Source organism: Nocardioides sp. (assembly GCF_964228225.1).
Lineage (GTDB): Bacteria > Actinomycetota > Actinomycetes > Propionibacteriales > Nocardioidaceae > Nocardioides.
Genome location: NZ_CAXQZB010000051.1, coordinates 19411 through 31538, shown reverse-complemented (window position 1 = coordinate 31538; position 12128 = coordinate 19411). Strand labels below are relative to the sequence as shown.

Sequence of the window (12128 nt, the reverse complement as noted above, 5' to 3'; positions counted from 1 at the left end):
TCAGGGTTCCGGCTCAGAGGTGCCGGCTCACGGGTGCGGGCTCAGGGGTGCGGGAGCACGTCGCGCACGAGCAGCAGCAGCACCTCGCGCAGCAGCCGGTGCGCCTGCGGGCGGTCGAGGTGTCCGTCGCGGGCCCACTCGCGCACCGTGGCCTTGGCCAGCCCGCCGTAGCAGCGCACCTGCGTGCGGGCCAGGTCGTCGTCGGCGTCCAGTCCCATCAGTTGCAGCACCCGACGCGCGGCGAGGTCGTCGGCCTCGGCGAGGATCCCGGCCACCTCGGGGTCGTCGCCCAGGCCCTCGGAGCCCACCACGGTGAGGTAGGAGGCCACCTGGGGCTCGACCGAGTCGAGGAACCACCGCACGGCGACCTCCACCCGCTCCTCCACCGGACCGGTGATGGTCGTGGGCAGCTCGGCCAGGACCGGCAGCAGCACGGCGCGGCGCACGACCTCGAGGTAGAGCCCGCGCTTGTCGCGGAAGTAGTGGTTGAGCAGCCCGCGGGCCACGCCCGCCTCGCGGGCGATCGCGGTGGTCGAGACCTCGGCGTAGGGCTGGCGCGCGAAGAGTCGGGCGGCGGCGTCGAGCAGCAGGTCGCGCCGTTCGTCGGGCGGCAGCCGTCGGGCCCGGTCGGACCCGCGGGCAGGGTCGAGGGCCGTGCTCACGGGTCGAGTCTGGCACGCCGTCGTCCGGGCGCACCTGACCCGTCGGCACTGTTGGCAGACTGCCAACAATGCTCTACGGTCGGCCCACACCCCCACCGTGCCGTTGCCCTCGACGAGGAGGCGCCATGAGCTCCACCAGCACCCCGCCGGTCCCGTCCCGGCCCGCCCGCGACGTCCCCGTGCCCGCCGGGTTCGACATCACCCCGCACCTCTCCGGCCTCGGCGCCTACATCGCCGGGCAGGCCAACGTGATCCTGCAGCTCAGCTGGCCCGGGGTCGGCTACGGCGTGATGAACAGCCGCGTGCACGACGGGTCGGCGATGGCGCACCCGATCAAGCGGGCCCGCACGACCTTCACCTACCTCGCCGTCGCGATGCTCGGCACCGAGGAGGAGCGCACCGCCTACCGTCGCGCGGTGAACGGCCAGCACGCCCAGGTGGTCTCCACGCCCGAGGAGCCGGTGCAGTACCGCGCGATGGACCCGTGGCTGCAGACGTGGGTGGCCGCCTGCCTCTACTACGGCACGGTCGACATCGTCGAGGCGCTGCACGGACCGCTGCCCGAGGCGGAGGCCGACGCGCTCTACGCCTACTGCGCCCGGTTCGGCACGACGCTGCAGATGCCGGCCGAGGCCTGGCCGACCGACCGTGCGGCCTTCGCGCGGTACTGGGAGGAGGGGCTCGCCGAGGTGAGCATCGACGAGCCCGTGCGCGCGATGCTGATGGACCTCACGATGCTGCGCAACCTGCCCCGCGCCCTGCGAGGCACCGCGCGGTTCCACCTGTTCATGACCACCGGGTTCCTGCCGCCGGTCTTCCGCGAGCACATGCGGCTGGACTGGACGCCCGCCGACCAGCGTCGCTTCGAGCGCACGCTGCGTCGCCTCGGCGCCGTCGAACGCCGGCTGCCGACCCGGCTGCGCCTCTTCCCGTTCAACGCCCTGCTGTGGGACCTGCGCCGGCGGCTGCGCCGCGGACTGCCGCTGGTGTGACCGGCATCACGTCGATTACGTAACCCAGGTCACATCGTGTCGTTGGTGCAGGTCAGTCAGCGACGTCACCCGAAGGGAGAGGGGGTCCCCATGGCCCTGAGCCTGCCCGCGCCCGTGCGGCGTCCCCTCGAGCCGGTCGGGCGGCTGTTCGCCTTCGCCCTGGAGGTGCTCTCCGCGCTGTTCCGGCGCCCGTTCCAGTGGCGCGAGCTGAGCGACCAGGCCTGGTTCGTCACCCGCGTCTCGCTGCTGCCGACGATGGCGATCACCGTGCCCTTCGGCGCGGTGCTGTCGCTGCAGATCGGGTCGCTGTTCAACCAGCTGGGGGCGACGTCGTTCACCGGTGCGGCCGCCGTCACCGGCATCGTGCAGCAGGCCGCCCCGGTCGCGACGGTCGTCGTCGTCGCGGGCGCGGCCGGCACGGCCGTGGCCGCCGACCTCGGCTCACGCAAGATCCGCGAAGAGCTCGACGCCCTGGAGGTGCTCGGCATCTCCCCGATCCAGCGGCTGGTCGTGCCGCGGGTGCTGGCCATGGCGATCGTCGCGGTGCTCCTCAACGCCGTCGCCACCGCCGTCGGCACCGGCGGCGCCTACGCCTTCAACGTGCTGGTGCAGGGCGGGTCGCCCGGCGCGTACGTGCACGCCTTCACCGCCCTGGCGCAGCTGCCCGACCTGTGGGTGGGGGAGATCAAGGCGTTCGTGTTCGGGATCGTCGCCGGGATCGTCGCGGCCTACCAGGGCCTGCACGCCAAGGGGGGCCCGCAGGGCGTCGGTGACGGCGTCAACACCTCGGTGGTGGTGTCCTTCGTGCTGCTGTTCATCGTCAACACCGTCATCACCGCCGTGTACTTCCAGATCGTCCCGCCGAAGGGGCTGTGAGCACGATGACCGCGACCCCGCTCAAGCCCCTCGGCCCCGGTCGACGCCCCTCCCCCCGCCCGTTCGCCGCCGCCTACCGCGGGCTCGCCGAGCTCGGCGACCAGGTGTCGTTCTTCGGCCGCAGCCTGGCCGGCACCCCCCGCGCCTTCACGCGCTACCGCCGCGAGACCCTACGCCTGCTCGCCGAGGTCAGCCTGGGCCGCGGGGCGCTGGTGCTGGTCGCCGGCACCCTGGGCATCATCGTCTTCGAGGTGCTCGCGGTCGGCAGCGTGGTGGGCCTGGTCGGCTACCAGGGGCTGCGGCAGGTCGGCATCGAGCCCTACGTCGGCTTCCTCTCGGCCTACTTCAACACCCGCGAGGTCGCCCCGCTGGTGGCGGCCAACGCCCTGGTGGCCACGGTCGGGGCCGGCTTCACGGCGCAGCTGGGCGCGATGCGCATCAGCGAGGAGATCGACGCCGTCGAGGTGATGGCGATCCCCTCCATCCCGTTCCTGGTCAGCACCCGCATCGCCGCGGCGTTCATCGCCGTCATGCCGCTCTACCTGGTGGGCCTGATCGGCACCTACGTCGCCACCGAGGCGGTGTCGGTGCACTACTACGGCCTCACCGGCGGCACCTACGACCACTACTTCACGCTCTTCCTGCCGCCGGTGGACGTCGCCTACTCCTTCGGCAAGGTGCTGGTCTTCGCGGTGATCCTCACGCTGGTGTGCTGCTACTACGGCTTCAACGCCTCCGGCGGGCCGGCAGGCGTCGGCGTCGCCGTGGGGCGCGCCGTGCGGATGGCCACCGTGCTGATCGTGGTCTCCGACTTCTTCCTCAGCCTCGCCCTGTGGGGCTCCACCACGACGGTGAGGATCGCCGGATGACCCCGCGGCCGCCCACGACGGGCCGGGGCGCGCACCGCCGGCCGCTGCTCGGTCTGGGCTACCTCGCGCTGGTGCTGAGCCTGATGGCCACCAGCATCGGGATCTACCGCAAGGACCTGCCGTGGCAGCGGCGGGTGGAGGTGACCCTGCGCACCAGTCAGGTGGGCCTGGGCCTGCGGCCCCAGGCCGACGTCGAGTTCCAGGGGGTGCGGGTCGGCGAGGTCGACACCGTCACCACCGACGGCACCGTGGCCACCGTGACCCTCGCCCTCGACCCCGACCGGGTCGGGCAGATCCCCGCCGCCGTGGACGCGATGGTCGTGCCCAAGACGCTGTTCGGCGACAAGTTCGTGGACCTGCGTGCCCCCGCCGGCGCCCTCGGCGGTCCGCCGCTGCGCGCCGGCGCCCGGATCGCCCAGACCGCCACCGCCACCGAGCTCGGCGAGATCTTCGACAAGCTCGTGCCGCTGCTGCGCGGCCTGCAGCCCCAACGCCTGGCCTCGGTGCTCTCCTCCCTCGCCGACGTGCTCGACGGGCGCGGCGCCGACATCGCCCGCACCCTGCGCAGCACCGAGCAGGTGCTCGCCGCGCTCGAGCCCTCCTACGACGACCTCGGCGCCGACCTCGACCTGCTGGCCGGCGTCGCCGACACCTACGCCACCGCCGCCCCCGACCTGGTCTCGATCCTCGACGACGGCGCCGCCATCGCCCGGGAGGACCTCGTGCCGCGCGAGGAGGACCTCGCGGCCCTGCTGGACTCGGTGACCGGCAGCAGCGAGCTCACCACCGCGGTCCTGGCCACCAACGCCGCCGACCTCGTGCGGCTCTCGGGGCGCTCGGAGCCCGTGCTGGCCCTGCTCGCCCGCTACGCCGAGGAGGTGCCGTGCGTCCTGCGGGCGCTGGAGGCCGGCAACAAGCTGGCCAACCTCGCCGCCGGGGTGCGCGGTCCGTACATCGCCCTGACGATCGACATGGTCACCGACAACCCCGGCTACACCCTCGAGGACCTGCCCTCCGACCCCCGCTCCGAGGCCCACGTCGACCGGTTGCCCGCCGTCGTGCCGCGCTGGGGCCCGCACTGCCCCGTGCTGCCCCAGCGGGTCACCTCGCTCGGCCCGACACCACCGCCGTACTCCCAGCAGCCCTACGGCCAGGCGCTGCGCGCCGACCCGCCCCCGACGTCCGACCCCGCCAGCCCGATCGCCCCGGCGACGCCGTCCGCGCGCGCCGGCGGCACGGCCTCCCCGCGCGAGCTGCTGGCCGACGCCCTCGCTGCGGCGGCGCTGGACGTGCCGATCGCCGACCTGCCGCCCTACGCCGGACTGCTCGTGATGCCCCTGACCCAGGGGGAGGTGACGCTGCGATGACTCGCCCCGAGCCCGGTGCGGACGCGGCGCCGGCGTTCCGCGAGCCCGCCACCCTCGCCCGACGGCCCCGGATCCCGACCTCGGCCTACAAGATGGCGGTCTTCGCCGCCGTCACCGTCGTGCTGCTCGGGGTGCTGGCGACCCTGATCGGCAACATCAGCCTCGCCGACACCCGCACCTTCTACGCCCGCTTCACCGACGCCACCGGCGTGCTCGCCGGCGACCGCGTGCGGCTGTCCGGGGTGGAGGTCGGCCAGGTCGCGGAGGTGTCGCTGGTGCCCGGCGAGGACGGCACCCAGGACGCCCTGGTCGCCTTCGAGGTGCGCGAGGGCGTGCCGATCTACACCGACGTCGCCCTGGAGCTGCGCTACGAGAACATCGTCGGCCAGCGCTACCTCGCCGTCGTCTCCCCGCCCACGGGTGAGCCCGCACCCGCCGGCACCACCTTCGGGCTGGACCGCACCACCCCGGCCCTCAACCTCACCGAGGTGTTCAACGGCTTCCAGCCGCTGCTGCGCGCGCTGGAGCCCGAGCAGACCAACGCCCTGGCCTACGAGGTCGTACGCGCCTTCCAGGGCGAGGCGGGTGCGGCCACCCGGCTGCTCTCCGACACCGCCTCGCTCACCGCCACCCTCGCCGACAAGGACGCCGTCATCGGGCGGGTGGTGGGCAACCTCAACGACGTCCTGGGCAGCCTCGACACCCGCGACAGCGAGCTCACCGCCCTCATCGTGCGCTTCCGCGACCTCATGGTCGGCCTGTCCTCCGACCGCGACACGATCTCGGTGGCGCTGCCGCAGCTCGAGCGGCTGCTCGGTGCGGGGAGCGGCTTCGTGCGTGACATCCGCCCCGGCCTCGCCGACACCGCACGGGCGCTGGCCCGGGTGGCACGCCAGCTGCGCGTGGACCGCGCCGACCTGGCCGACTCCCTCGCCGAGATCCCGCCGAAGCTGCGCTTCATGACCCGGGCGGGCTCCTACGGCTCCTGGTTCAACTTCTACGTCTGCGGTGCGGAGGTCCGCGTGAAGCTGCTCGGCGACACCCTCTACCTCGGCACGCCCAGCCTGGCGGGCAACGAGCGCGACACCGTGTGCGCCGGACCGCCGGTGGTGCGGCCCGACAGCTCCGAGGAGCTCGGCACGACCGACCCCGCCTCGTCGGGGAGCGGCTCGTGAGCCCCCGCGCCCGCCGCTCGTGGACCGAGCGCGACCCCGTGCCGATCGCGATCGTCGGCGTGCTGGCGATCACGCTGCTGCTCACCGTCGCGATGGCCTGGCAGCGCCTCCCGTTCGTCGACCGCACCCTCACCTACCGCGCCGAGTTCACCGACGCCGCCGGCCTCGTGCCGGGTGAGGAGGTGCGGGTCGCCGGGGTCAAGGTCGGCACCGTCCGCGACCTGCGCCTGGACGGCGCCCGGGTGGTGGTGGAGTTCACCGTGGCCCACGACGTGCCGCTCGGTGCCCGCACCGAGGCCGGCATCGAGGTCAAGACCCTGCTGGGCCAGCACTTCCTCAGCGTGCGGCCGGCCGGCGACGGCACCCTGGCCGAGGGCTCCCTCATCCCGCTCGCGCGCACCCGTACGCCGGTGAACATCGTGCCCGCCTTCAACGACCTCGCCGACGCCACCGCCCGCACCGACACCGACGCCGTGGCCGCGGCCTTCGACTCCCTCAGCGCCACCCTGCGCCGCACCGCCCCGGAGCTCGACGGCGCCCTCACCGGCCTGGGGCGGCTGTCGTCGTCGATCACCCGCCGCGACACCGAGATCCGCTCGCTGTTCGACCGCGCCGAGCGCGTGGTCGGCACCGTGGCCGCCCGCGACGAGGACCTCGCCGACCTGCTGACGGCCTCCGAGGAGGTGCTGACGGTGCTCGACGACCGCCGCGACGTCGTGCGCGGGATCATCGGCCGCACCCGCGCGCTCGCCGCGCGGCTGAGGGGGCTGGTGGACGACAACGAGGCCGTGCTCGGGCCGGCCCTGCGCGACCTCGACACCGTGCTCTCGGTGCTGCGGGCCCACGAGCAGGACCTGGAGCAGATGCTGACCTACGCCGCGCCCTACGCCCGCGAGTTCACCAACGTCGGCGGCACGGGGGAGTGGTTCGACTCCACCCTCAAGGCGCCGCGCGGCTTCGCGATCTGCACCACCGGTGACTCCACGGCCCCCGACGGCGGCCTGCTCGACCCGTTGTTGAGCGCGCTCAACCAGGGGGTCACCGGCAGCGCCGAGCCGTGCCTGCCGCTCGGGCCGGCCTTGGCCTCGGCGCTGGACCGGACCGTCCCCGGCGGGCCGGGAGGGGGTGCCCGATGAGGCGCGTGCTGCTCCTGGGCGGAGCTGCCCTCCTGGTGCTCGTCGGGCTGGTCGTCGTGCGACCCTCCCTGGCGCCCGAGCAGCGCCGGCTCACGGTGATGTTCCCGAGCACCACCAGCCTCTACGAGGGCGCCCAGGTCAAGGTCCTGGGCGTGCGGGTGGGCACGGTGGAGGACATCGCCGTGGAGGGCACGGCCGTGCGGGTGACGATGGTCTACGACCCCGCGGTCACCCTGCCGGCCGACGTGCACGCCGTCGTGGTGCCCCCCTCGGTGGTGGGCGACCGCTTCATCCAGCTCGCACCGCCCTACACCGGGGGAGCCGAGCTCGCCGACGGCGCCACGCTCGGGCTCGACCGCTCCGGGGTGCCGCTGGAGCTCGAGGACACCTACCGCGCCCTCGACCAGGTGGCGACCTCGCTGGGTCCGCAGGGCGCCAACCGAGACGGCGCCCTCTCACGACTGGTGCGCGCCGGGGCCGAGAACCTGCGCGGGCGCGGTCGGCTCGTCAACGCCGCCGTGCGCAGCTTCGCCGACGCCGTCGCCACCCTCGCCGGCAGCAGCGACGACGTCCAGGGCACCACCTCCGAGCTCGCCCGCCTCAACGCCGCGCTCGCCGGCGACGACGCCGTGCTGCGGCGCACCGTCGCCCTGCTGGTGGCGGTCGGCAGCACCCTGGCCCGCCAGGGTGACGCGCTCAGCGCGGCCGTGACCACGCTCGACGACGCCCTCGACCGGGTGGCCCGGTTCGCCCACGCCAACCGCGAGGCGCTGCGCGGCGGGATCGACGACCTCACCAGCATCACCGGCGTGCTGCGCCGCCACACCCGCGAGCTGGAGGAGATCACCGACCTCGCCCCCGTGGGCCTGGTCAACCTGATGGGCACCTACACGCCCCGCAACTGGGATCCCACCGACCGCGCCGGCACCAGCGTGGAGGGCCGTACCGGGTCCCAGAACCTCCACGCGGTGTTCCTGCAGGACCTCGACATCCAGCTCTCCGCGACGTTCGGCGCGCTGTGCGACGTCCTTCCCGCCGCCTCGGCGGCGCAGCTGGCGCCGTTCTGCGCGGCGCTGCGGGCGGCGGGCGGCGACCTCGGCCGGGTGCTGCTGGAGGCCTACCACTCCCAGGGCGGCGTCCCGGGCGGCGGTGCGCCCCTCGCGCCGAGCCCGCGCGAGCTGGACCGGATCACCGGAGGTGCCCGATGACCGGGGGGCGTCGGGCACCTGCGGGCCCCCTGCGCCGGGGGCTGGTGCCGCTGCTGGCCGGGATCCTGCTCGCCGGCTGCTCCTACGAGGGGGCGTCCTCGCTGCCGCTGCCCGGTGGGGTCGGCACCGACGGCTACCGCGTGAGCATGGTCTTCGACGACGTCACCAACCTGGTGCCGGCCGAGACCTGCCGCGCCAACGACGTCGTGATCGGCAGCGTGGAGTCCATCGAGCTCGACGACCGGCTGCGCGCCGTCGTCGTGTGCCGCATCGACGACGACGTCCGGCTGGCCGGCAACGCCGTCGCCACCCTGCGCGAGACGAGCCTGCTCGGCGAGCGGTTCGTCGCACTCGACCCGCCCGCGGGCACCGACCCGGTGGGCACCCTCGCGCCGGGCACGGTGCTGCCGGCGGCCACCGCGAGCGTCGTCCCCGACGTCGAGGTGGTCCTCGGGGCGCTCTCACAGGTCCTCAACGGCGGCGGCCTCGACGCGCTGACCACGATCAGCCGCGAGCTCACCACCGCCCTGTCCGGCTCCGACCTCGGCGCGACCACGCGGCGGGTGGGCCGCTTCGTCGACCTGCTCGACGACCGCCGGGACGACCTCGTGGCCGGTCTCGAGGCGCTCGACCGGCTCTCCGGCACCCTCGCCGACCAGCGCGAGGTGATCGGTGCGGCGCTCGAGGCGGTGCCCGGCGGGCTGGCCGTGCTGGAACGGCAGCGACCGCGCCTGATCCGTGCGCTCGGCGCGCTGCAACGGCTCTCGCGCACCGCGGTGCCGCTGATCCGCGACACCCGCCGCGCGACCCGGGCCGACCTCGAGCACCTCGCCCCGATCCTGGACGGCCTCGCCGACTCCGGCGACCTGCTCGCCCGCGCCGTCGAGGGGGTCGTGACCTTCCCCTTCCCGAGCTACACCAAGTACGTCACCCAGGGCGACTACGCCGGCATGTACGGCACGATCAGCTTCGACCTCGACGCCTTCAACAAGGTCCTGGCCCAGCACGACCCCCGCGCAGGCACCACCGCCGGCGGCCCCGACGCCCCGACCGTCCCCGGGCTCCCGGGTCTGTCAGGCCTGCCGGAGCTGTCCGACCTGCCGCTGGAGGACCTGCTCGACGCGCTGCCGGGGGTGGTGGACGACGCCCTGGCCGGCGCGGGCGGGGAGGGCCTGCTGGGCTCCCTCACCTCCCCGCGCACCACCGAGGTCGGCGTGCGTCGCAGCACCGTCGCGCCCCGGACCCTGGCCGACCTGCTCACGGGCGGTGCCCGATGACCCCGACCCGCGTGAAGTGGCAGCTGCTCGCGTTCGCCCTGGTCACCGCCCTCGTCGTCTGGCTCGGCGGCACCCGCTACCTGGGGTGGGACCGACTGCTGGCCGACCCGGTCCGGATCGAGATCCAGGTCGCGGACCCCGGCGGCCTCTACCCCCGCGCCGACGTCGACCTGCTCGGCACCCGCGTGGGCCGGGTGGTCGAGCTGCGGGCGGGCCCGGGCACCGGCTCCACCGTGGTGGTCGACCTCGACGAGGACGCACGGGTGCCCCGCGACGTCGAGGCGCAGGTGGGGGCCAAGTCCGCGATCGGCGAGGGCTTCGTGCAGCTGCTCCCGCGCAGCGCCGACGGACCGTTGATGCGCGACGGCGACGTCGTGCCGCTGGCCGACACCCGCTCGCCGCTGCGCCTGGAGCAGCTGCTGCTCCACCTCGACCGGCTCGCCGGCTCGGTGCCGCTGGACGACCTCGACACCCTGCTGCGCGAGAGCGAGTACGCGCTGGCCGGACTCGGGCCCAGCGTGGGCCGGCTGGTGGAGGGCGGCGACCGGCTGGCCCGCGACACCCTGGCCAACATCGACGACGTCACGGCCCTGATCCGCGACGCGAGGACCGTGCTCGGCACCCAGGCCGAGCTCGCCGGCCCGACGCTCACCTGGACCCGCGAGATCGCCTCCCTGGTGGCGCGGCTGCGTGCCCTGGACCCGACGTTCGTGAGCCTGTACGACACCGGCCTGCGCGCCACCACCGAGGTCACCAACCTGCTCGCCGACAACCAGCCGCTGCTGCCGGTGCTGCTCGGCAACCTCGTGGGCGTCACCGACGTCGCGGCCGACCGGATCCCCCAGCTGCGCAAGACCCTCACGGTCTTCCCGTGGGTGCTGGAGAACCAGGTGAACACCACCCGCTACTGCGACGACTACGACCCCGTCACCGGTGTGCCGGTCGCCTCCACCTGCCACTACGACGACGAGGGCCTGCCCATCTACTCCCTGCACCTGTCCCAGCAACTCGACAAGCTCGGGGCCCAGCCCTTCCAGTCCTGCGTGCGCGGCTACGGGTCCACGCCCCGCTACGACCCCTACGGCCGACCCGCCGACGGCACCGGTCCACGTCAGCCGCTGGACGCCGAGCCCAGCCTGCGGGCGCACTGCGCGGCGTCGCCGACCGACCCCACCAGTCCCAGCGTGCGCGGGGCGCAGAACGTGACCACCCCGGCCTTCGCCCGCGACCCCGCCGCGCCGTCGAGCGGGATGGCGGCCTACGACCCGGCCACCGGGATGGTCACCGACGGCACCGCGGCAGCCCGGCTGCGCGGCGGCCGAGGAGCCCCGCCGCCCGCGGGCCGCGCGGGCCTGGCGTGGCTCCTCACGGCGGTGATGGCGCCGTGAGCGGGGTCGCGGAGGAGCCTGCGGTCGCGGTGTCCCGCCGACCGCACCGGGGCTGGTGGCTCGTGGCGGTCCTGGTGGTCGTGGTGCTGGCCGCCGGGGTCACCGCGCTCGGCGCCCTGCGCGGATCCGACGACACCGCCCCCGCCCGCGGCGACCTCGCCGCCCAGCCCACCGACGTCGCCGTCACCGCCGCCCGCGACTTCTTCACCCTCGACCACCGCACCCTCGAGGACGACCTCGCCCGCGTGGCCGCCCAGGCCACCGGGGAGTTCGCGGCCCAGTACGCCCGCCAGCGGGAGGAGCTGGCCCGCTCGGTGCGCGAGGGCCGCCTCGTCATCACCGCCGACGTGCCGGAGTCCGGGGTGGCGGTCGAGCACGCCACCGCCGACGAGGTGTGGGTGCTGGTGGCGGTGGACGTGCACACCGAACCCGAGGGCACCGACAGCCGCTACCGCACCCGGGTCGTGCTCGTGCCCGCGCCCGAGGGCGCGGCCGGGTGGCGCGTCGCGCGACTGGAGCAGGTCGGATGAGCGCCCCGCGCGCCACCGCCCCGCCCCCACCGCTGCTGGTGCGGGCCCTGGCGGTGCTCGCCCTGGGCCTGGTCGTCCTCGCCGGGCGCGCGCTCGCCGGCGTCGTCGGACCGGACGGGGAGGACGCCGCCGCCGGGGGCGTCGCGCCCGACCGCGCGCCGGTGCTGGCGACGTCGGGGGAGGACTACCGGCCCGGCACGGTCGTGCGCGGGCGCGCCGACCTCGACGACGCGCTCGCCGTGGCCGACACCGCCCTGGCCCGGGCCCTCACCTACGACCACCGGGCGCTGCAGGAGACCGTCACCGGCGCCACCGAGCTGATGACGACCGGGTTCGCCGAGGAGTTCCGCACCACCTTCGCCGGCTCGGCCGCGGTGCTCGCCCGCGAGCAGCAGGCCGTCACCCAGGCCACGGTGCGGGCGGCCGGCGTCGTGCGCACCGAGCGCGCGGCCGGCGCGGCCGAGGGCCGGGTGCTGTGCCTGCTCTACCTCGACCAGCTGCTCGTCTCGAGCGAGACCGCGCAGGACGCCGACGCCCCCGTGCAGGTGCTGCAGGCACGGGTGCTCGTCGGCGTCGTGCGCACCGGCGACGGCTGGCGCGTCGACTCGATCGACCCGTTCTGACCCCCGACCGGAACCACCCCGTGGA

The 12128-nt window shown here is 74.8% G+C and carries 12 protein-coding genes; 11 read left to right on the top strand and 1 reads right to left on the bottom strand.

The window, feature by feature from the left end:
* Positions 1 to 41 precede the first annotated feature (41 nt).
* Positions 42 to 662, bottom strand: coding sequence for a TetR/AcrR family transcriptional regulator (locus ACERUJ_RS12840; RefSeq protein ID WP_370248975.1), 621 nt, complete (start codon positions 660 to 662; stop codon positions 42 to 44).
* 125 nt (positions 663 to 787) lie between these two features.
* On the opposite strand from ACERUJ_RS12840, the gene ACERUJ_RS12835 reads away from it, so the two are divergent.
* The 11 genes from ACERUJ_RS12835 (at position 788) to ACERUJ_RS12785 (ending at position 12103) form a co-directional block, all read left to right on the top strand.
* Positions 788 to 1654 (top strand): oxygenase MpaB family protein, encoded by an 867-nt coding sequence (locus ACERUJ_RS12835; protein WP_370248973.1) that lies wholly within the window; start codon positions 788 to 790, stop codon positions 1652 to 1654.
* Between the two features lie 90 nt (positions 1655 to 1744).
* Entirely contained in the window at positions 1745 to 2530 is a 786-nt protein-coding gene (locus ACERUJ_RS12830; RefSeq protein WP_370248972.1) for an MlaE family ABC transporter permease, read from the top strand.
* A gap of 5 nt (positions 2531 to 2535) precedes the next feature.
* On the top strand, positions 2536 to 3399 hold the full coding sequence (locus ACERUJ_RS12825; RefSeq protein WP_370248971.1) for an MlaE family ABC transporter permease: 864 nt from the start codon (positions 2536 to 2538) through the stop codon (positions 3397 to 3399).
* Entirely contained in the window at positions 3396 to 4766 is a 1371-nt protein-coding gene (locus ACERUJ_RS12820) for an MCE family protein (RefSeq protein WP_370248970.1), read from the top strand. Before ACERUJ_RS12825 ends, ACERUJ_RS12820 begins: the two co-directional genes overlap by 4 nt.
* Positions 4763 to 5941, top strand: coding sequence for an MCE family protein (locus ACERUJ_RS12815; protein WP_370248969.1), 1179 nt, complete (start codon positions 4763 to 4765; stop codon positions 5939 to 5941). The genes ACERUJ_RS12820 and ACERUJ_RS12815 overlap by 4 nt, the downstream gene beginning before the upstream one ends.
* The gene (locus tag ACERUJ_RS12810; RefSeq protein ID WP_370248967.1) at positions 5938 to 7077 is read left to right on the top strand and encodes an MCE family protein; all 1140 of its coding nucleotides are present in this window, start codon (positions 5938 to 5940) and stop codon (positions 7075 to 7077) included. The genes ACERUJ_RS12815 and ACERUJ_RS12810 overlap by 4 nt, the downstream gene beginning before the upstream one ends.
* The gene (locus ACERUJ_RS12805; RefSeq protein WP_370248966.1) at positions 7074 to 8285 is read left to right on the top strand and encodes an MCE family protein; all 1212 of its coding nucleotides are present in this window, start codon (positions 7074 to 7076) and stop codon (positions 8283 to 8285) included. The genes ACERUJ_RS12810 and ACERUJ_RS12805 overlap by 4 nt, the downstream gene beginning before the upstream one ends.
* Complete coding sequence (locus ACERUJ_RS12800) at positions 8282 to 9562, top strand: MCE family protein (RefSeq protein WP_370248965.1); 1281 nt, start codon at positions 8282 to 8284, stop codon at positions 9560 to 9562. Before ACERUJ_RS12805 ends, ACERUJ_RS12800 begins: the two co-directional genes overlap by 4 nt.
* The gene (locus ACERUJ_RS12795) at positions 9559 to 10950 is read left to right on the top strand and encodes an MCE family protein (RefSeq protein ID WP_370248964.1); all 1392 of its coding nucleotides are present in this window, start codon (positions 9559 to 9561) and stop codon (positions 10948 to 10950) included. Before ACERUJ_RS12800 ends, ACERUJ_RS12795 begins: the two co-directional genes overlap by 4 nt.
* Positions 10947 to 11480, top strand: coding sequence for a hypothetical protein (locus tag ACERUJ_RS12790; protein WP_370248963.1), 534 nt, complete (start codon positions 10947 to 10949; stop codon positions 11478 to 11480). Before ACERUJ_RS12795 ends, ACERUJ_RS12790 begins: the two co-directional genes overlap by 4 nt.
* Positions 11477 to 12103, top strand: coding sequence for a hypothetical protein (locus ACERUJ_RS12785; protein ID WP_370248962.1), 627 nt, complete (start codon positions 11477 to 11479; stop codon positions 12101 to 12103). Before ACERUJ_RS12790 ends, ACERUJ_RS12785 begins: the two co-directional genes overlap by 4 nt.
* The last annotated feature ends 25 nt before the right edge of the window (positions 12104 to 12128 follow it).